This window comes from Myxococcus sp. CA005, assembly GCF_006518205.1.
Classification (GTDB): Bacteria; Myxococcota; Myxococcia; order Myxococcales; family Myxococcaceae; genus Myxococcus; species Myxococcus xanthus.
This window is the reverse complement of sequence record NZ_SRLV01000001.1, coordinates 1-20,147: the sequence shown is the minus strand read 5'-3', so window position 1 is coordinate 20,147 and position 20,147 is coordinate 1. Positions and strand designations below refer to the sequence as shown.

Below are 20,147 nucleotides of genomic sequence, written 5' to 3'. Positions count from 1 at the left end.
CGTGCTGTCGCACAGCGTCCAGTACCTCGTCTTCGTCATCGCGGTGTTCGCCCTGTATTGGGCGGTGCACCGGCACTACTGGCCGCGCATCGGCGTGCTGCTGGTGGCCAGCCTCTTCTTCTACGCGGCCTTCACGCCCTTCCCCATCCTCATCTTCCTGGTGGGCGTCACGGTGGACCACCTGTGCGTGAAGGGCATGGCCCGCGCGCAGTCACAGGGGGTCCGCAAGGCGCTCGTCACGGTGTCGGTCGTCTCCAACCTGAGCCTGCTCGCGGGCTTCAAGTACCTGGAGATGCTGCGGCAGTCGCTGCTGTCGCTTCTGGCGCCGTGGGGCATCGAGGTCCGCGCCGAGCCCTTCAACCTGCTGATGCCGGTGGGCCTGTCCTTCTTCGTCTTCCAGGCCATCAGCTACACGGTGGACGTGTACCGGCAGAAGGCGAGCGCGGAGCACTCGTTCATCGAGCACCTGCTGTACCTGCTCTTCTTCCCGCGCGTCGTGAGTGGCCCCATCGTCCGGGCGTCGGAGCTGATGGTGCACTTCCGCCAGACGCCGAGCCTCACGCCCGAGGCCGGTGGCCACGCCCTCTTCCGCATCGCGGTGGGCCTGGTGAAGAAGCTGGTCATCGCGGACGTGCTGGGCGCGGGGCTGGTGGACCCTGTCTTCGCCGCGCCGGAGAAGTACGCCTCCGCGGAGTGCATCGTCGCGGCGGTGGCCTACACCTTCGAGCTCTACTACGACTTCTCGGGGTACTCGGACATCGCGATTGGCGTGGCGGCGCTGTTCGGCTTCAAGTTCCCGGAGAACTTCAACCGGCCCTACCTGGCGAAGAACATCGGCGAGTTCTGGAACCGGTGGCACCTGAGCCTGTCCACGTGGCTGCGCGACTACCTGTACCGCCCGCTGGGCGGCAACCGCGTGTCGAAACCGCGCGTGCTGTTCAACCTGATGACGGTGATGGTGCTGGGCGGCCTGTGGCACGGGGCGGACTGGCGCTTCGCGGTCTGGGGCGCGGTGCACGGCGTGGCGCTGTGTGTGTCGCGCTGCTGGGAGTGGTCGGTGGGCAAGCCCGAGTCCCCGGGCATCCCCCGCGTGGCGCTGGGCATGTTGACGACGTTCACCATCGTCGTGCTGACGCGCGTGGTGTTCCGGGCAGCGGACATGGCGCACGCGGGCGAGTTCTACGAAAGGATGATGGCGGGCGTGCCCGGCATCGCCAACGTGAGCCCACTGGTGTGGGGCATGCTGGCCGCGGCCGTCTTCTTCCATGCCGTGCCGATGAAGCTCTACACGGTGTCGTCGGACCTCTTCGTCCGCATGCCCGTGCCGGTGCGCGCCGCGGTGCTGGTGGTGCTCGGCCTGGGCATCCGCCACCTGTCCGCCGTGGAGGCGCGGCCGTACGTGTACCTGCAGTTCTAGGTGGGCGTAGGGGCTGTCGGGCCCCAGTTCCCCGGGCCTTCGCGTGCGCCTTGCCGTCGGGCATGAGCGTTCCCAGTCTCTGAGGGGCAGCCCCGTCGCCGGAGCCGGGAAGCAGGCCCGGCCGCCGTGCTCGGTCGGTCTGAGCGCACTGGCTCAGGGCCAGTGCGGTGGCGGAGGTACTGCGCATGGCGGGCATCCAGGCACTCCCCCGCACAGCCCTGGGACGTGGAGTCCCCAGTTCCGGTCCTCCGCGAGATGCACCGCCGCTCCGTTGGTGGCTGCGGCATCGGTTGTGGCTCACGCCCGTGGTGGGCGCGGTGGTTGGGGCATGCCTGGGCGTGGTGTTCGTGGATCCACCTGTGTTCGCGGCAAGGGTTCTGCGCGGCGTCGCCTGGCAGGCCACCTCCTCGGAGGCGCGGGACATGCTCTCCACCGTGCTGGGGATCGCGCTGACGTCCTTGAGCATCGTCCTGTCCCTCTCCATGCTCGTGGTGCAGAACGCCGCTGGGCAGTTCTCGCCGCGACTGCTGCGCCACTTCGTGCACGGCGCGGGTATCCGCGTGGTCATCCCGGTGTTCGTCGCCACGAGCGTCTTCTGCCTCGTGGCCACCCACGAGTTCGGGCTCGTGGCGGGCGCCGAGCGCGCGCCGCGCCCGGCGCTCAGTCTGGCCATGTTGCTGCTCGTCGTCTGTGAAGGCGCGCTCGTCTTCCATGTGCTCCATACGCTCCAGTCCATGCGCGTGGAGAACATCGTCCAACGGGTGCGCGTGGACACGCTGCGCGTCGCGCGCAGGCTGGAGCGATTGCGCTCAGGGGACCTGGAGGCGCCGGCCGAGGTGCCGGCGCCCACGGGCGGGCGGTGGCCGCTTCGGGCCGAGCAGAACGGCTTCGTCGTCTCCGTGGATGCGCGGCGCCTGCTGGAGGTGGCGACGGCGCGGCGGCTCGTCGTCCACCTGGAGCGGGCCATCGGAGAGCCGGTGATTCAAGGCGGCGAGGTGGGCTGGTTCGCGTCGGATGACCGCCTCTCCCCTGCTTCGTGCGAGGTGGCCGAGGCCCTCCTGCTCCGAGCCATCCACACGGACCGCTGGCGGGACGAGGACGCGGACGTCGCGTTGGGCGTGCGCCAGTTGGTGGACGTGGCCGTCAAGGCGCTGTCGCCGGGCATCAACGACCCCTACACCGTGGTGGAGGCGTTGGACCAGCTCACCTTCTTGATGTGCGAGCTGAGCCAGATGCGGCTGGGCCCCCGCGTGGTGCCAGACAGCTCCGGGCGCCCTCGCGTCTTCCTTCGCGCTCCGTCGCTGCGCGACTACCTGGACCTGGTCACGGACCAGACGCTTCGCTACGGCGCCACCGAACCCGCTGTCGTGCTCCGGCTGCTGCGGCTGGCGGGAGCCGTGGGCCAGCACGCGCGACAGGCAGAGACGCGCCGGACGGCTCGGGAGACCCTGCACCGCGTCCTCGCGGCCACGGAGCAGGGTCAGAAGGACGCCTCGTGGCTCGCGGGTATCCGCCGTTACGCGGAGTCGCTGGAGCAGGCGCTGGAGGGGAAACCCCTTCCTCCGCTGCCCGCGATTGGGTTCTGAGGGGCCACCCGGCGACGCGCCGCGCGCTCGGGTACACGCCTCAGTGCGGCCCAGGCCTCTCTTCTCCCAGCGCGGACTCGGCCCGGCCCAGGCGCCGGCCCAACGTCTGGAGCCGCTCGCGGTCCGCGCCCTCGTCCGCATCGAGCGTGGTGCTGGCCTCCTCCACCAGCATGCGCAGCCGTCGCAAGCCGTCGCGCACCAACCCCTGTGCCTCGGGTGTCGCCGCCGAGGCGCGGGCCAGATGCTCCACCACGGCGTCCAGGACCTGCGCGTAGAGATGCTCCGCGCCCACCTTCGCCGTCACCCCGGTGCGCTCCAGCATCCGGCCCGTGGGAGCCATCACCCGCGTCAGCATCAACGTCACCCGTCGACGGGCCAGGTCATCGTGGAGCGCCGCGAGCATGTCCGCGCCAGGGACGTCCAGGTCCGCCGTCACCTCCATATCCAACAACACCGCGTGCAGGGAGGGCCCGGCATGCCGCACCCGCGTCATGACTTCGTCCCGCAGCGCCGTGGCGTTGGCGAAGAAGATGCCCTCGTTGGGGCGGAGGATGAGCATGCCCGGAACGGTCAACGGGCGCGGCGCGTGCCGCACGTCGCCGAAGGCAAGCGTTCCCGGGACACGGCCCAGCTCGCTCAGTCGCGGCACGCTGGCGCGGTACACCGTGAGGAAGAGCGACACGCCCACCGCCACCAGCAGGCCCGGCAGGACGTCCAGGGCGAGCACGCCGACGAGCGCCACGAGCGCCCCGAGGAAGTCGGCCCGCCGCATCCGGTGCAGACGCCGCATCTCCCGCACGTCCATCATCCCCGAAACGGCGACCACCACGATGGCGCCCAGGGTGGCCTCGGGCAGCAGGCGGAAGAGAGGCGTGAGGAACAGGGCGACCAGCAGCGTGAAGCCCGCGGCCAGCATCGCTGAGACCTCGGTGCGGGCCCCGGCGGCGTCATTGGCCGCGGACTTGGACAGGCTGCAACCAATGGAGAATCCCTGGAAGAGTCCGGCGCCCATGTTGGCGGCGCCCAGACCGACCAGCTCACGGTTGGCATCCACCTCGTAGCCGTGACGCGCGGCGAGCATGCGCGCGGGGCCAATGGCCTCCGCGAAGGCCACCAATGCGATTCCGCTCGCGCCGGGCAGGAGGCGCAGCAAATCCCCGAGCCCCACGTCCGGCACCTGGGGTGGGACGAGCCCCGCCTGCACCTTGCCCACCACGCTCACCCCACGCGCGTCCAGGCCGAGCAGCGCCGTCACCACGATGGACAGCGCCAGCACCACCAGCGCCGCGGGCAGCCGCTTCGACACGCGGTCCAACGCCAGCAACATGATGAGGCTGCCAGCCCCCACGAGCAGCGTGACCAGGTGCGTGCTGCCCAGGTGCGTGACGAGGAACCACAGCCGCTCGAAGAAGTTGCCGTCGCCTCCCTTGACGCCAAAGAGCTTGGGGACCTGCTTGATGGCGATGATGAGCGCGAGGCCGAAGACGAAGCCGGTGAGGACGGAGGCGGAGAAGAACTGAGCGATTCGCCCCAGCCGCAGCACGCCCGCCAGCAGCGAGATGAGCCCCGCCATCAAAGCCAGGGCCGCCGTGAGGACGACGAAGCGGGGCGAGCCCGCCTGTGCCAGCGCGCCCACGGTCGCGGCGGACAGCACCGCCACCGCCGCGGACACGGCCACGATGAGCTGGCGCGAGCTGCCGAAGAGCGCGTAGAGCACCAGCCCCGCCGGGGCCGCGTAGAAGGCGGCCGTTGGGGGCAGGCCCGCCAGCTCCGCGTAGGCCATCCCTTCTGGGATGAGGAGGGCTGTCACGGTGAGCGCCCCCACCGTGTCCCGCTTCAGCCACGTGGCGCGGTAGCCACGGACCGACTCGAGAAAGGGGACGGCACGCGAGAGCCAGGAGGCCGCGGACCTGGTGGCGGACGTTGGCATCAGGATGCTCCTCCCAGGACGGGCCCCGCCCCGGAGAGCGCGTGCGCCCGTTGCTGGCGCTTGCGCGACCGGCCGGCACACGCGGCCCCACCGTCGATGGTGTCTCCGAGCTAGGGATGGGGACGGTGTTCCGGACGCGCAATTCGCCCAGGGGCATGCGGCCATGCCAGGAGCCGCCCGGGCGCGGACCTTGCGTTGCGAAGCAGCCCCAGCGTTCGCAGCGTGTCACGGAGGCACCAGCGCGAGGGGATGGGCGGTGAGCGACCTGGTGGCGCGGACATGGTGGGCGGCGCGGCGAGGCCTGCCGGGCCTGCGGCAGGCACGCGGCTATCAGCGCCGCTGGTTCCGGGCGGACCTGCTCTCGGCGCTCACCATTGGTGCGATGCTCATCCCCCAGGGCCTGGCCTACGCGCAGCTCGTGGGCGTGCGTCCAGCAGCGGGCCTCTACGCGGGCGTGGTGGGAATGCTGGCCTATGCGCTGTTCGGGCCCTCGCGGCACCTCATCATCGGACCCGAAGCGGGTGCCGCCATCCTCACCGCCGCGGCGCTCGCGCCGGTGGCGGCGGGGGCGGCCCCCGCGCGCTACGCATCGCTGGCGGCACTGCTGGCGCTGCTGGTCGGCGTGCTGAGCCTGCTCGGAGGGCTGCTCAAGGTGGGCGCGCTCGCGGACTTCCTGTCCAAGCCCATCCTCATCGGCTACATCAATGGCGCGGCGCTCATCATCATCGGCAGCCAGCTCGCGCGGCTCTTCGGGCAGGAGCGCCAGTCCGACACGTTCTCGGGTCAGGTGTTCGAGGTGGCCACCCACCTCGAACGGACCCACGTCCCGACGCTCCTGCTGGGGCTGGGCGTCATCACCGCGCTCGTGCTGCTGCGGCAACTCCTGCCCAAGGTGCCCGGTCCGCTCATCCTGGTGGTCCTCACCACGGTGGCGGGAGGGCTGTTCCAGTTGGAGCATGGGGGCATCAAGGTCGTGGGCCCCCTCGCCGCCGAGCCCCCCGCTCCAGGCCTGCCGTCCCTGCGCTTCGAGGACGTGCGGTCGCTGCTCCCCGCCGCCTTCAGCCTGGCGCTCGTCAACTACGCCAGCTCCGTGCTGACGGGCCGATTCTACGCCGACAGGTTCCGCTACCGGCTGGACAGCAACCAGGAGTTCCTCGGGCAGGCCGCAGCCAACCTCGCCACTGCGTTCAGCCAGGGGTTCCCCGTGACGGGGAGCGACTCGCGCACGGCCGTCAACGTCTCCATGGGGGGGCGGACCCAGCTCGTGGGGGTGCTCGCCGCAGGGGTGGTGCTGGTGTTCGCCTTGTTCCTCACGCCCCTGCTCCACGACTTGCCCATGGTGACGCTGGGCGCCATCGTCTTCGTGGCCGCGGTGTACCTGCTGGAGTTCCGAGCCATCATCGACCTGTGGCGCGTGCGGCGCGTGGAGGCGGTGCTCGCGTGCGTGACGATGGCGGGGGTGCTGGTGTTGGGCATCCTCCAAGGCATCCTCGTCGCGGTGGCGCTGGCCCTTGCGGACCTCATCCGCCGGGCCGCCAGGCCCCACGACGCGGTGCTTGGCGAGCGCGAGGGCGTGCCCGGCTACCACGACATCGAGCGGTTCGAGAACGCCGAGACGGTGCCCGGGCTCGTCATCTACCGCTTCGATGCGCCGCTGTTCTTCGCCAACGCGCGCCATCTGCGGGAGCAGGCCCGGGCCTTGGTCTCCAGCGCGGATGCGCCCGTGCGGTGGTTCGTGCTTGATGCGTCCGCCGTGTTCGACATGGACGTCACCGCTGCCGATGGCCTGGAGAAGCTGCGCCGTGAGTTCGAGGAAGAGGGCGTGGTGCTGGGCGTCGCCGAGGCTCGGGCGCCGCTGCGCGCGCTGCTGCGGCGTACCGGCCTGCTGGAGCGGCTGGGCCCGGAGAATGTGCATGCCACCGTGGAGGCGGCGGTGCACCACTTCCTGAAGGACGCCGACGCGAGGCACGCCCGCGACGGTGAGCCTCCGGCGCTCCCTCCCGTGCATTGAGCGGGGGCTCGAGCGCCATCGAGGGGGAACAGGCTTGCGCCCGTCCTCACCCGGTCCGCAGTCCGGCCCGTTGCCTCCCCTCCCGCCCCCTCCTCCTGAACCATGCCCCAGCGGCGGCGCGTGCACACCTCCTGCCCAGGAGGCAGCACATGGCAAGCAAGGCGAAACCCACGGGCAATGGAAACGGCAACGGCAAGCAGTCGCGTAAGCCCAACATCCTGGTCATCTGGGGCGATGACATCGGCATCTGGAACATCAGCGCCTACAACCAGGGGATGATGGGGTACTTCACGCCCAACATCGACCGCATCGCGAAGGAAGGCGCGATGATGACCGACTGCTATGGCCAGCAGAGCTGCACCGCGGGCCGCGCGGCCTTCATCACCGGCATGAACCCGCTTCGCACGGGGCTCACCACCATTGGCATGCCCGGAGCGAAGTATGGACTCCAGGACTCCGACCCCACCATCGCGGAGATGCTGAAGCCGCTGGGCTACACCTGCGGCCACTTCGGCAAGAACCACGTGGGTGACTCCAACCCCTACCTGCCCACCGTGCACGGCTTCGACGAGTTCTTCGGCAACCTCTACCACCTCAACGCGGAGGGCGAACCGGAGTGCCCGGACTACCCCAAGGACCCGACCTTCAAGGAGCGCTTCGGTCCGCGGGGCGTCCTCCGGAGCTGGGCCACGGACCGCGATGACCCCACCGAGGACAAGCGCTGGGGCGTGGTGGGCAAGCAGCGCATCGAGGACACCGGCGCGCTCACCCGCAAGCGCATGGAGACCGTGGACGGGGAGTTCCTCCAGGGGACCCTGGACTTCATGGAGCGCGCAGTGAAGGACGGCAAGCCGTTCTTCCTCTGGCACAACACCACGCGCACCCACGTCTGGACCTATCTCCAGGAGAAGTACCGGAACGCCACCGGCTACGGCCTCTACGCGGATGCCATGCGGGAGCTGGACGACATCGTCGGCGTGCTGCTGGCCAAGCTGGACGAGTTGGGCATCGCCGACAACACGCTGGTGGTCTTCTCCACCGACAACGGCGTGGAGAAGATGGGCTGGCCAGACGGGGGCAACAGCCCGTTCCGGGGCGAGAAGGGCTCCACCTGGGAGGGCGGCGTGCGCGTCCCCTGCATGGTGCGCTGGCCGGGCGTGGTGGAGCCCGGGCGCGTCATCAACGACATCTTCGCGCACGAGGACTGGATGCCCACGCTGGTCTCCGCGGCGGGCGGCCCCAAGGACCTCGTGGCACAGTGCCAGCGCGGCTACAAGGCGGGTGACAAGACCTTCCGGGTCTACCTGGATGGGTATGACCAGACCGGGCTGCTCGCGGGCAAGGAGAAGGGACCCCGGCACGAGTTCATCTACGTGCTCGACAGCGGAAACCTCGCGGCCGTCCGGTACGACGACTGGAAGCTCATCTTCAGCTACCAGGAAGGCGAAGGCCCGGACATGTGGTTCAGCGGCAAGCGCTTCGACCCGGCGTGGCCGTACCTCATCAACCTGCGCTCGGACCCGTTCGAGTACGGCCCCAAGGCCGGCCTGTACTTGAAGTGGTACGGGGAGCGGATGTTCACGTTCGTGCCCGCGCAGGCGCTGGTCCAGAAGTTCGCCCAGAGCCTGCTCGACTACCCGCCCAGCCAGGCCCCGGGCAGTTTGAGCATCGGGCCCATCAAGGAGCGCGTGAAGCGGAAGTTGTTGGAGGCGCGCGAGCGCAAGGAGGAGACGGCCATTGGCGACCAGGTCATGGCGCTGGCCGAACAGGTGGAGCGGTTCGTCCGCCGCGCCCAGCAGTCGCACGCGTAGCCACGCGCGGCTCCGGGCGGCGGAACAGCGCCGCCGCCCGTGTCCGCCGGGCGGACCTCCGGGGCCCGTCCGGATTGGCGCTGCATCGTTCGCCCCCGAGGCGCTACGCGCTCCCGGAACCCGATGGCGCGGTGTCGTCGCCGTCCACGGGGATGCGCGGCGGCACCACCAAGGTCGCGAATACCAACCCCAACACCAACTGGAGCGCCACCATCAGCACGTCGAACGGCCGGGCATCCTCCGCGCCCGGGCGCCCCATGCCGAGCAACGCGATGATGGCCTGCGTCCCCATGAAGCCCGGCGCGAGCTGCAACAAGCCCGGCATGATGACCGTCATTGGCATCCGCAGTCCGCCCCGGCCGTAGAGCAACCCGGCCACGCCCAGCACGAACGCGGCCACCATCGGGCTCCCCTGCTCTCCCAGCACCGCCTTCATCCCAGCCTGCGTCCCGTAGGCGATCAGCACCCCGCCGACGATGCCCACCAGGTCGCGCCGCCGCCCCGCCATGCAGACAGCCAGTGCCACGCCACCGACCGCCAGCAGCAAGAAGGTGACCCAAGGCGACAGCACGTGCACGTCGCTGTACTCCGGTACCGGCAAGAGAAAGCCCCACAAGGTCGTGGCCGCCACGATGCCCACGCCAATCATCAGGAAGCGCAGCAGTCCATAGACCAGACGCGTCATGCCTGCCTCCACGGACTCCGAGGCCAACTCCAATGAGCCGAGCGTGACCACCATCGCGGGCACCAGCAGCACCGCCCCGCCAAACAACGCTTGGACCACATCGAAGGGCGGCAGGACGAAGCGGAGCCCGAACGCCACCAGCGTTCCCAGGAACGCCGCCAGGAAGCTCTTCTGCAGGTCCACCCGCTGCGAGACCAACGTTCCGAAATGGATGACGCCCGCGATGGCGCCCACCAGGAGGGCCGCGAACATCTCCCACCACGCGCCCCCCACGCGCGCCGCGGCGGCGGCGCCGTACACGCCATAGGCCAGGAGCACGAGCCACTTCGGGTAGGGAGAGCGCTCGGCCACGATGCGGTCCAACCTCGCACGGGCCTCCGGCAGGCCCACGCCTCCCGCCGCGATGTCATCCGTCAGTTGGAGGAGCCTCGCCGCACGGCCCAGGTTCCAGTGCGGGTTGAAGGGCAGCCGCGCGAAGTCGGCGGGCGACCGTCGAGGGGCCACCACCTGCGTCATGGCCAGGCTCTGGACCGTGAAGACCTCCGTGCTCAGCCCCCAGGCCCTCGCCGCCCGGCGCACGCGCGATTCCACCAGGAGCGAGGGTTGATAGGCCAGGTGCAGTGCCCTGGCCAGGTCCAGCAGGAAGCGGGACGCCGCCTCTTCATCCCCTCCCGTTCCCAGTCCGTGCTCGCGTTTCATCGAAGATGCGCCTCCAATCCCGCCGCATGCTGACCACGGCCCAGCCGCCCTCTCGCGCGGCCTTCAATGACGCGCCGTCCTTCTCCTCGTAGGCGAACTCGCGCGCCGCGTCGTCGTGGTGGATGAGCAAGGCGAAGCCTGGGCGCGGGCGCTTTCGCGTGTACTGGAGCATCTGGATGTCGCCGCCGGAGCGCACGTTGCCCGCCGCGAAGACGGGCCGCCGGCCGATGTGCTCGTCGATGCCCACCGGTTTGCCCGCCTTGTCATTGACGTGGGCGACGCGCGCCTCTCGGCGCAGGACCGAGGGAGCGTGCGCGTCGTCGAAGGTCTTCTTCAGATGGCTGCCGATGACCTGCTGGGGCGGGATGCCGTAGGTGTCCTCGGAGATGACACGCATGAAGTCGATGCCCCCCGCCGAGGCGAGCCAGGTCTGGAAACCGTTCGCGCGCAGGTACCGGAGCAACTCCAGCATGGGGGCGTAGGCCAGTTGGTTGTACGGAACGCTCCACCTGGGGTGGCGAGCGTGTTGGAAGAACGCGCGGACCTTGCGGATGAACGCCTCTTCGGTCATGCCGGCATGGGTCACTCCCAGCACCTTCATCAGCTTGGACTTGTCCATGGTGGAGAGTTCGGAGAGGTCCCCCTCCAGGATCGCCTTGAACGGCTGCCGCTTCGCGAGCGACGGGTCCTCCTTCACGCGGGAACGGAGCGGCTTCAGCATGAAAGCGCCCTGTACGAGCGGCTGCTCCGGCCAGAGCGTGCCATCGTTGTCGAAGGTGGCGATGCGCGCCTCGGGCGGAACGAAGCCGGCCCCACCCTTGGTGGTGGCGCGGGCGACGAAGTCGATGATGGCCTGCTTCACGGGCCCTTCGTTCCACGACGGCAGCGCGTCCGCGGCCAGTGCATGGAGAGGCATCGCCATCAAGCGCGAGAGTGCGCCAAACAGCCTGCCCCCTTCATTCCGTGCGCCCCGTACCATGTCCGGCTCCAGGCGCGCCCCCGCAATGGCGGCGCCTCTCGGGACGGTGAGGTCGGCATCAACGCTTTACAACGCCGCATGGGAGGTGCGCGTAGAGGGCTCGCTGGGCCCGGCCGCCGCAAGCCCCTGGGCCGACATGGAGCGGGCGGCACGAGCGTCATGGCGGAGAGGCGATGCAAGGGCCCACGGGACGCAGCCCTCGGCGCGGTGGGCTGAGCCTCACGCATCGCTCGCGTTGCGCCATGGGCGAGGTTCGCAGCCACTCAGTCGGCCCGACGACTCACGCAACCCCTTGATATTTCTTGGACTCTTGGGGCCTCCCTGAGGCGCGAGCCAGCCTGCCTCGCGATTTTTCGCCTCGTGTCGATCCGCTTCGAGCTTATTCGTCGCCATTTTGAACGAGGACGCAGCGCCTCCCGAACCGAAAGGAAGAACCGATGCGCGTCATGGTCATTGTGAAGGCGACGAAGAACTCCGAGGCCGGTGTGATGCCCGGCGAGCAGCTGATGACCGAGATGGGCAAGTACAACGAGGAGCTGATGAAGGCGGGCGTGCTCCTGGCCGGTGACGGTCTCCACCCGAGCACCAAGGGCAAACGCATCCGGTTCGCGGACGGGAAGAAGAGCGTCATCGACGGTCCGTTCGCGGAGACGAAGGAGCTCATCGCCGGCTATTGGATCTGGCAGGTGAAGTCGATGGAAGAGGCCGTGGAGTGGGCGCGCCGCTGCCCGCCCCCCATGCCCGGCGAGGAGTCGGAGCTGGAGATTCGCCCCGTCTTCGAGGCCGAGGACTTCGGCGCCGAGTTCACCCCGGAGTTGCGCGCGCAGGAAGAGAAGCTGCGCGCGGAGTTGGAGCAGAAGCAGAAGGCGTGAGTCGCAACGGAGGGGGTCCGGTGCCTCCGGACCTCCTCAGGGCGTCAGAGGCAGGTGCTAGTTCCTGACGAGTGCTCCCACGGGTTCGGAGCACACGCCAGGGGGACGACATGACGTTGCGTGGAGCAGGTGCACTGCTCTTGAGCGTGCTTCTCGTGGGCTGCGCGACACCGCGTGTCGTGCGCCTGGATACGGGACAGGGCGAGCCCATCGTCTACCTCCCGCCGAAGAGCGCAAAGCCGGTCGAGGTGGACGAAGACGCGTTCCGGCGGGTGATGACCCGGCTCGTGCTGGACATGCGCTTCTCCCTCCACGACGGGGCCGCGGAGCGACCACGGGTTCGGCTCGCTTCGTGGGACTCGGGGCCCCAGAGTGCCGGAAGCGACTATGGCGACTGGTGCTCCCGACAGGACAGTCCTGGCGAGTGCCTCACGCTCCTGGAGGGTGGCTTCTCCTTCCTGGATGCCAAGGCGCGCCGACAGATGGCGCTCGCCTTCGCCTGGGATGGCGTGTGGGACGGCGTACAGGACGCCGTGAAGGAGGTCGTCAACCCGCTCGCGCTCAAGGCAATGCTGACGTCGGCGATGGCCGCGTACATGTTCCTCATCGTCGCGCCGGAGCCCGTAACCAAGGTCGTCGCCGTCGCACTGACGACCTTCGTCCTCGCCTACCTCGGCGTGGACGCATTCATGGGCCTCGTGGAGGGCTGGCAGAGACTGTCGGCGGACGCTGACCGCGCGGAGTCGTTCCGGGAGTTGGAGTACGCGGGGCACCGCTTCGGCCGAGTCATGGGAGAAAACGGAGCGCGCGTGCTCATCCTTGCGCTGACGGCGGCGCTGAGTGGTGGGGCGGCGAGCATGGCCTCCAAGGGACCGACGCTGCCCGGCTTCGCCAGCGCGGCATTGGCCGCGGAGGCGCAGGCGGGATTCCGGCTGTCCGCGGCGATGGCAGGAGGAGTGCGCTCCATCACCGTGGCAGAGGGAGTCATGACCGTGGGCCTCGCGCCCCATGCGGTCGCCATGACGGCTCGCGGTCCAGGAAGTGAGAAATCGCCCCGGACGGACAGCACTTCATCCGAGCAGATACTCACCAACCAACTACCCGACCTACTCCCTGAAGAGCTTGAAATAGCTAGCAGTCTGGGGGTCCAGCCAGTCAGCGTAGATTCAGCTCAGTTCGCGCGTTATGCCCGAGGGGAACGAGTGAAGTGGGTACTCACTCAAGAGGGACAGCTCCGAATCGTTCCACACAGGTGGAGCGAAGTAGAAATCTCCCATGCCGTCGCCAGCGGAGGAAAACCTGTGGTGGCAGCGGGTGAAGCAGAACTGGCCGTCCACGGGACCACTTATTTTGGTATCCGAATCACCCCTCAGAGTGGCCATTACCTCAAAGGAGCATCGGAAGCCATGAGCAGGCGAGTCGTTGAGCTTGGCCGAAAAGCCTTCGCTCAATATGGAATCACCTTTCCCCCATAATGCGAGGCCATGGAAGCAAACTCCTCGTTGGTCCAAACCGTCTTGAAGTGGCCGCTCCCCAAAATCAGGGAGTGGCTTGACGGTCTTTCCATCGGAGAGCCCGTCGACGGCACGCACTTCAATTGGCATGGATTTGCCTACGCTCTCGCGCTCCGCGCCCGGCAAGAACGGAGCCTGGGTTGGGCCCACATCGCGCTGCTCGTTTACGGGGTGCTCGCACAACGCCATTCCGACGAGGAGGAATACTCCTTCAGCCTCTCCGAGATGAGCCTGCGCGCATGGATGATTGCAGAGCTTGGCGAACGCGAAGGTGACTTCGTCCTCGACTCCGAACCCATCGTCGAGTGGGTCCAGCGCCTCACAATAATGCCGCTAGAGGAAGCAGCCCACTGGATAGCCCTGGGAGACCTTCACGCAGTTCCCATCGAGAAGCTCCGCGCCATGCGAAGACTCAAGCACGGGCTCAACACCCTGGCCCACGCCCTGCACAATACACAGGTGGAGCAGAAGCACCCGGAGCTCGTCCCCTGGCTCCAGTTCCGGACCCGACTGGTCTGACGCGACGGCGCCCTACCCCGCCCCGCCAGGCACCTGCGTCACGTGGTTCAGGAAGTCGCGCAGGATGCGCGCCGTCGCGCCCCAGATGACGTGCGTCCCATACGTGTAGAAGTACAGGTCCCGCTCCGCCCCCATGATTTCCTTCTGCTCCACGCGGAGGATGGACGGGTCCAACAGCCCCGACAGTGGCACCTCCAGGATGAAGGCCACCTCCTCCGCGCTCGGCCGGTACTTCCCGTCCCCGGGAATCACGCCCACGAAGGGCCGCACCCGGTACTGCGAAATCGTGGGCACCTCATCCAGCATCCCCAGCACCCGCACGCCGCGCCGGTCGATGCCCAGTTCCTCTTCCGTCTCGCGCAGCGCCGTGTGCAGGGGCGTCGCGTCCTCGGGGTCGCGGCCTCCCCCCGGGAAGCTGTACTGATCCGCATGCGTCCGCAGCGTCGCGGGCCTGCGCGTGAAGAGCACGTGGGGCACGCCGTCCCGCTCGAACACCGGCACCAGCACCGAGGCCTCCCGCAGGGTCCACCCCGGCAGGTGCACCTCACGCGCCGGCCGAGAGGACAGCCGTGACTCCAGTGTCTGGAACAGCGCCTCCACACTCACGGCCCACGTCCTCTCACGCTAGTCGGTAATCTGCTTCTCCACCGGCGGAGCCCCTGGCTCGCCAGGGACCTCCACGTTCTCCACTCCCGACATCGGGCTCAGCTTCCCCGTCTGGAGCAGCACCAGCAGCAGCACGCCCAGCGCCACGCGGTACACCACGAACACCAACGTCGTCCGCGTGCGCAGGAAGCGCAACAGCCACGCGATGGCCGCCATGCCCGACGCGAAGGCCACCAGCGTCCCCACCCAGAGCGCCATCGCGGAAGGCCGCGTCTCCGCCTCCAGCAGGTGCTTGAGCTCGAAGACGCCCGCCAGCGTGGTGGCCGGGATGGACAGCAGGAACGAGTAGCGTGCCGCATCCTCGCGCTTGAGCCCCAGCGACAGGCCGCCCGTCAGCGTCGTGCCAGAGCGAGACGCACCCGGAATCAGCGCCAGCGCCTGCCACATGCCGATGAGGATGCCATCCTTCCACCGCATGTCCGCCAGCGTCCGCTGGTGCGAGGCCCGCTTCTCCACCACGAGGAGGATGAGGGCCAGCACGATGAGGCTTCCGGAGATGACGTAGAGCGAGCGGAACTCGTTCTCGATGAACTTCTTCAACGTCAGCCCGGCGATACCGACAGGCAGCGTGCCCACCAGGACGAACCACGCCAGCCGCGCCTCCAGCGTGCCGAAGGGCTCGCGCCGCGCCAACCCCCGGAAGAAGGCCGCCACCAGCGACACGATGTCCTTGCGGAAGTAGATGAGCACGGCCGCCACCGTGCCCAACTGGATGACCGCCGAGTACGCCGCGCCCGGGTCCCTCCAGCCGAACAGCTCCGGCGCGATGCGCAAGTGCGCCGTGGAGCTGATGGGAAGGAACTCCGTGAGACCCTGGACCAGACCCAGGACGATGGCTTCGAGGAGGCTCATAGGGTGCGGCCCCCGGATGTATGCCCGCTCTCCCCGCCCAGCAAGGGTGTTCCACCGCCTCTGTACGCACGAACACCCACGGCCCGCGCGGGACGGGTAGGCTCGGACCGCACCATGCCCCCTGCCCCCCTCTGTCCCTGCTCCTCCGGCCTGCGCTACCGCGAGTGCTGCGCGCCCTTCCACCGAGGCGAGGCCGAGCCGCCCGACGCCGAGCGCCTCATGCGCAGCCGCTACAGCGCCTTCGCCCTGCGCGAAGTGGCCTGGCTGTGGAAGACGCTGCACCCCCACCACCCGGACCGCGCGCGGCCCCAGGACGAGGTGCTGCGCGAGCTGCGCGCCTTCGCCCAGGCGCACCAGTACCCGAAGCTGGTGGTGATGGACCGCCGGGAACCGGACGCGGACGGCCTGGCGCAGGTGCTCTTCTTCGCCAAGGTGTTCGAGAAGGGAAAGGACCGCTCCTTCGTGGAGCGCTCCGACTTCCGGCACGACGGCACCGGCTGGCGCTACCTGTCCGGCGTGGCGCTGGCGCCCAAGGAGCTGGCCGTCCCTCCCGAGTCCCTCACGCTCGCCACGTTCCCTCGCTAGGTGGGCGTCTGGAAGTGGATGGAGCAGGCTGTCCGCCTGCCCCCGGGGGCGGCAGTCTCTCGTTGAAATGAAGGGGTCCTTTTCGTAGGTTCCCCGCTGACTTCGAGGAGCGCTGCGAGGCCGGACCCGGCCCCAGGCTCGAAGCGGAATCACCCAACGGCGCTCACCTGTACGCGTCTCTTGCGAGGGTGAGTCGTCGCAAGCATCCACACCGAACTTCCCCGAGCCCGGAACGCCGCGCCCGCTGGACCAGGAGCCATTGCCATGACCGCCGCAACCAAGTCCCTGAAGCAGGATTACGCCATCGCCGACCTGTCGCTCGCCGACTGGGGCCGCAAGGAAATCCGCATCGCCGAGAGCGAAATGCCCGCGCTCATGGCCATCCGCGAGGAGTACGCCAAGACGCAGCCGCTCAAGGGCGCGCGCGTGACGGGCTCGCTGCACATGACCATCCAGACGGCCGTGCTGGTGGAGACGCTCCAGGCGCTGGGCGCCGAGGTCCGCTGGGCGTCGTGCAACATCTTCTCCACGCAGGACCACGCCGCCGCCGCGCTGGTGCAGGCCGGCACGCCGGTGTTCGCGCACAAGGGCGAGTCCCTCAAGGAGTACTGGGACTTCACCCACCGCATCTTCGACTTCGGCCCCGCGGGCAGCGACCACGAGGGTCCGAACATGATTCTGGACGACGGTGGTGACGCCACGCTGCTCATGCACCTGGGCAAGCGCGCGGAGAAGGACGCCAGCGTCCTCGCCAACCCCCAGAGCGAGGAAGAGCGCGAGCTGTACGCCGCCATCAAGGCGAAGCTGGCCGAGGACGCGACCTGGTACACACGCAAGAGCGCGAAGATTCTCGGCGTCACCGAGGAGACCACCACGGGCGTGCACCGCCTCCAGGAAATGTCCGCCAAGGGCACGCTCCTGTTCCGCGCCATCAACGTCAACGACAGCGTGACGAAGAGCAAGTTCGACAACCTGTACGGTTGCCGTGAGTCGCTGGTGGACGGCATCAAGCGCGCCACGGACGTGATGGTCGCCGGCAAGATTGCCGTCGTCGCGGGCTACGGCGACGTGGGCAAGGGCTCCGCGCAGGCGCTGCGCGCGCTGTCCGCCCAGGTGTGGGTGACGGAGATCGACCCCATCTGCGCGCTCCAGGCGGCCATGGAGGGCTACCGCGTCGTCACCATGGACTACGCCGCGGACAAGGCGGACATCTTCGTCACCGCCACCGGCAACAAGGGCGTCATCACCCATGACCACATGGCCAAGATGAAGGACCAGGCCATCGTCTGCAACATCGGCCACTTCGACAACGAAATCGAGGTCGCCTCCCTGGAGAAGTACAAGTGGGAGGAGATCAAGCCGCAGGTCGACCACATCATCTTCCCGGACAACAAGCGCATCATCCTGCTGGCCAAGGGCCGGCTGGTGAACCTGGGCTGCGGCACCGGCCACCCCAGCTACGTGATGTCCAGCTCGTTCGCGAACCAGACCATCGCTCAGATTGAGCTGTACTCGCACAGCGCCAACTACGAGGTCGGCAAGGTGTACGTGCTGCCCAAGCACCTGGACGAGAAGGTCGCTCGCCTCCAGCTCAAGAAGCTCAACGCCCAGCTCACCGAGCTGAGCCAGGAGCAGGCGGACTACATCGGCGTGAAGACCTCCGGCCCGTACAAGCCGGACACCTACCGCTACTGAGCGGTCCGCTGTCGCCCTCGCCCGCCTGCACCGGGGCGAGGGCTTGGCCGCGACGAAGCCTCGAGCACGCCGGGCTCGCGCGCCAGCGAAGCGCCCAGGCAGAAACACAACGGGCCGCCTCCCTTCCTGGGAAGCGGCCCGTGTGCTTGCGGGCCCTCACGCGCCGGTGAGGCAGCGTGGGGGCCGAATCGAAGCGCCCTGTCTCAGACGGCCTTCAGGCGGCGGCCACCTGACGGCGTGGCGCTCTTGGCGGCATCCCGCAGCGCGTCCTTCTTCTCCTCGACGCGCTCCCAGGTGAACTCCTTCTCCGTGCGGCCGAAGTGACCGTAGGCGGCGGTCTTCTGGTAGATGGGCCGCAGCAGGTTCAGGTACTCGGTGATTTCGCGCGGACGCAGGCCGAACGTCTTGCGGACGGCCAGGGCGATGCGCTCTTCCGGAACCGTGGCGGTGCCGAAGGTCTCCACCATGACGCTGACGGGCTCGGCCACGCCGATGGCGTAGGACACCTGCACCTCGCAGCGCCGGGCCAGGCCCGCGGCCACCACCGTCTTGGCGATGTGACGGCCCATGTACGCGGCCGAGCGGTCCACCTTGGACGGGTCCTTGCCACTGAACGCGCCGCCACCGTGACGGCCCATGCCGCCGTAGGTGTCCACGATGATCTTCCGGCCCGTCAGGCCGGAGTCACCCATGGGGCCACCCACCACGAAGCGACCGGTGGGGTTGATGAAGAACTTCGTCTTGTTGTCGATGAGCTTCTTGGGCAGCGCCTTCGCGATGACGTCCTCGCGGATGGCCTCCTGGATCTTCTTGTTGGAGACCTCATCGGAGTGCTGCGTGGACACCACCACCGCGTCGATGCGGGCGGGGCGGCCGTCGCGGTACTCCACCGTCACCTGGCTCTTGCCGTCCGGGCGGATCCACGGGTGCTGCTTGCGACGCACATCCGCCAGGCGGCGGGTGATGGCGTGCGCGTAGTGGATGGGAGCCGGCATCAGCTCCGGCGTCTCGTCGCAGGCGAAGCCGAACATCATGCCCTGGTCGCCGGCGCCCTGGTCCTTCTTGTTGTCGACACCCCGGGCGATGTCCTGGCTCTGGCCTTCGATGGCCACCATGACGCCGCAGGTGTTGCCGTCGTAGCCCATGGAGCTGTCGGTGTACCCGATGCGGCAGATGGTGCTGCGGACGAGCTTCGGGATGTCCACGTAACAGTTCGTCGTCACCTCACCCGCGACGATGGCGAGGCCCGTCTTGACGAGCGTCTCCACGGCGACGCGCGCCTGAGGGTCCTTGGCGATGATGGCATCCAGCACACCGTCGGAGATCTGGTCGGCGATCTTGTCCGGGTGGCCTTCAGTGACGGATTCAGACGTGAACAGGAAGTCGGTAGGCATGTCGTCTCAGAGGCTGCGCTGACAGTGCGCGAAGGCCGGACACTAGACGTGGCGTCCTAGAGGAGTCAAACGCGCAAGAGGGCCGCATCATTCAACTTTTCGGAATCCGCCAGCGAACAGCGACCAGGCAACTACGACCGGATGTCCGCCTCCCACCCCAGCATGAATTTCGCGAGGCGCCGGACGTTCCCTTGGGCTAACAGACGTCCGCGCATCCGCTCTGGAGGAACAGCCCGACATGAACGCCCGCTTCCGTACCCTCGCCTTCCTGGCCACCTTCGCCTTCGCCCTCCCCGCGCTCGCCGCGAAGGAAGACCCCATCGCCAAGCCGGTGAAGACCGTGGTGCAGTCCGTGCGCTACGAGCGCGACGCCCTGGCCCTCAAGCACTTCGGCAGCCAGGAGCAGGGAAAGTTCCTGCTCGGCGATAACTGGGACAAGGGCACCGATGCGCAGCGCAAGGAGTTCGTCACGCTGTTCCAGGACCTCTTCGCGAACATCGCCTTCCCCCGCGTGCGGGAGAACTTCAAGAACCTGGACAGCATCACCTACGAGCCCTCGCAGGTGCAGGGCCCCGAGGCCACGGTGGCCTCCACCGTCTTCATCAAGCACCCGCTGAAGACGCAGGAGATGAAGCTCAAGTATCGGCTGGTGAAGGAAGCCGCCGCCTGGAAGGTCGTGGACGTGACGGTGCTGGGCTCGTCCATGCTCCAGGACATCCGGGACACGCAGGTGAAGCCGCTGATGGAGAAGGGCGGCTGGGACCTGTTGCTGGAGCGCATGCGCACGGAGCTGGCGAAGGTGAAGAAGAAGTAGCCCGCACCTGCCCGGCGGCCGGGCCACCAGGCTTCCCGGCCGCACCACTGTTGTTTTCGCGGGGTCCGTGCTTCGCGTAGAGTCGCCCTTCCCCTCGTGCCTGGCCGATGACCGACCC

16 protein-coding genes and 1 riboswitch are annotated in these 20,147 nt (G+C 68.4%); of the genes, 10 read left to right on the top strand and 6 right to left on the bottom strand.

Annotated features, from left to right (window positions below):
- Nucleotide 1 precedes the first annotated feature (1 nt).
- Both FMQ63_RS00080 and FMQ63_RS00075 read left to right on the top strand, forming a co-directional pair.
- Nucleotides 2-1,417: an MBOAT family protein gene (locus FMQ63_RS00080; RefSeq protein ID WP_011556434.1), complete on the top strand. Its 1,416-nt coding sequence runs from the start codon at nt 2-4 to the stop codon at nt 1,415-1,417.
- A 185-nt stretch (nt 1,418-1,602) separates the two neighbouring features.
- Entirely contained in the window at nt 1,603-3,003 is a 1,401-nt protein-coding gene (locus tag FMQ63_RS00075; protein WP_216609308.1) for a DUF2254 domain-containing protein, read from the top strand.
- A gap of 40 nt (nt 3,004-3,043) precedes the next feature.
- On the opposite strand, the gene FMQ63_RS00070 is transcribed toward FMQ63_RS00075, so the two are convergent.
- Nucleotides 3,044-4,933, bottom strand: coding sequence for a SulP family inorganic anion transporter (locus tag FMQ63_RS00070; RefSeq protein ID WP_011556436.1), 1,890 nt, complete (start codon nt 4,931-4,933; stop codon nt 3,044-3,046).
- Nucleotides 4,934-5,189: 256 nt separating this feature from the next.
- Here FMQ63_RS00070 and FMQ63_RS00065 point away from each other — a divergent pair, with 256 nt between their 5' ends.
- Nucleotides 5,190-6,944, top strand: coding sequence for a SulP family inorganic anion transporter (locus FMQ63_RS00065; RefSeq protein WP_020477997.1), 1,755 nt, complete (start codon nt 5,190-5,192; stop codon nt 6,942-6,944).
- A 149-nt stretch (nt 6,945-7,093) separates the two neighbouring features.
- Nucleotides 7,094-8,755 (top strand): arylsulfatase, encoded by a 1,662-nt coding sequence (locus tag FMQ63_RS00060; protein ID WP_011556438.1) that lies wholly within the window; start codon nt 7,094-7,096, stop codon nt 8,753-8,755.
- A gap of 103 nt (nt 8,756-8,858) precedes the next feature.
- Here the strand turns inward: FMQ63_RS00060 and FMQ63_RS00055 are convergent, their stop codons facing one another.
- Nucleotides 8,859-10,139, bottom strand: a complete 1,281-nt coding sequence (locus tag FMQ63_RS00055; protein ID WP_011556439.1) for a threonine/serine exporter ThrE family protein — start codon at nt 10,137-10,139, stop codon at nt 8,859-8,861.
- On the bottom strand, nt 10,102-11,061 hold the full coding sequence (locus tag FMQ63_RS00050; RefSeq protein ID WP_225909558.1) for an HAD family phosphatase: 960 nt from the start codon (nt 11,059-11,061) through the stop codon (nt 10,102-10,104). The genes FMQ63_RS00055 and FMQ63_RS00050 overlap by 38 nt, the downstream gene beginning before the upstream one ends.
- Before the next feature lie 494 nt (nt 11,062-11,555).
- On the opposite strand from FMQ63_RS00050, the gene FMQ63_RS00045 reads away from it, so the two are divergent.
- From FMQ63_RS00045 to FMQ63_RS00035, 3 genes are all read left to right on the top strand, one after another.
- On the top strand, nt 11,556-11,990 hold the full coding sequence (locus tag FMQ63_RS00045; protein WP_011556441.1) for a YciI family protein: 435 nt from the start codon (nt 11,556-11,558) through the stop codon (nt 11,988-11,990).
- A gap of 248 nt (nt 11,991-12,238) precedes the next feature.
- Nucleotides 12,239-13,465, top strand: coding sequence for a hypothetical protein (locus tag FMQ63_RS00040; RefSeq protein WP_228556342.1), 1,227 nt, complete (start codon nt 12,239-12,241; stop codon nt 13,463-13,465).
- Between the two features lie 9 nt (nt 13,466-13,474).
- Entirely contained in the window at nt 13,475-14,023 is a 549-nt protein-coding gene (locus tag FMQ63_RS00035) for a hypothetical protein (RefSeq protein WP_011556443.1), read from the top strand.
- A gap of 12 nt (nt 14,024-14,035) precedes the next feature.
- On the opposite strand, the gene FMQ63_RS00030 is transcribed toward FMQ63_RS00035, so the two are convergent.
- Both FMQ63_RS00030 and FMQ63_RS00025 read right to left on the bottom strand, forming a co-directional pair.
- Nucleotides 14,036-14,629, bottom strand: a complete 594-nt coding sequence (locus tag FMQ63_RS00030; RefSeq protein WP_011556444.1) for a CoA pyrophosphatase — start codon at nt 14,627-14,629, stop codon at nt 14,036-14,038.
- An 18-nt stretch (nt 14,630-14,647) separates the two neighbouring features.
- A complete protein-coding gene (locus FMQ63_RS00025) occupies nt 14,648-15,541 on the bottom strand; it encodes an undecaprenyl-diphosphate phosphatase (RefSeq protein ID WP_011556445.1) in 894 nt (297 codons plus the stop codon).
- A gap of 114 nt (nt 15,542-15,655) precedes the next feature.
- Between FMQ63_RS00025 and FMQ63_RS00020 the strand changes: the two genes are divergently transcribed.
- Together FMQ63_RS00020 and ahcY are read left to right on the top strand one after the other, a co-directional pair.
- Nucleotides 15,656-16,126 (top strand): YchJ family protein, encoded by a 471-nt coding sequence (locus tag FMQ63_RS00020; protein WP_011556446.1) that lies wholly within the window; start codon nt 15,656-15,658, stop codon nt 16,124-16,126.
- Between the two features lie 98 nt (nt 16,127-16,224).
- A riboswitch (S-adenosyl-L-homocysteine riboswitch) is annotated at nt 16,225-16,298 on the top strand.
- Between the two features lie 92 nt (nt 16,299-16,390).
- The gene (gene ahcY / locus FMQ63_RS00015) at nt 16,391-17,821 is read left to right on the top strand and encodes an adenosylhomocysteinase (protein WP_011556447.1); all 1,431 of its coding nucleotides are present in this window, start codon (nt 16,391-16,393) and stop codon (nt 17,819-17,821) included.
- Nucleotides 17,822-18,024: 203 nt separating this feature from the next.
- On the opposite strand, the gene metK is transcribed toward ahcY, so the two are convergent.
- Nucleotides 18,025-19,215, bottom strand: coding sequence for a methionine adenosyltransferase (gene metK, locus FMQ63_RS00010; protein WP_011556448.1), 1,191 nt, complete (start codon nt 19,213-19,215; stop codon nt 18,025-18,027).
- A gap of 238 nt (nt 19,216-19,453) precedes the next feature.
- Here metK and FMQ63_RS00005 point away from each other — a divergent pair, with 238 nt between their 5' ends.
- On the top strand, nt 19,454-20,029 hold the full coding sequence (locus FMQ63_RS00005; RefSeq protein ID WP_011556449.1) for an ABC transporter substrate-binding protein: 576 nt from the start codon (nt 19,454-19,456) through the stop codon (nt 20,027-20,029).
- Nucleotides 20,030-20,147 lie beyond the last annotated feature (118 nt).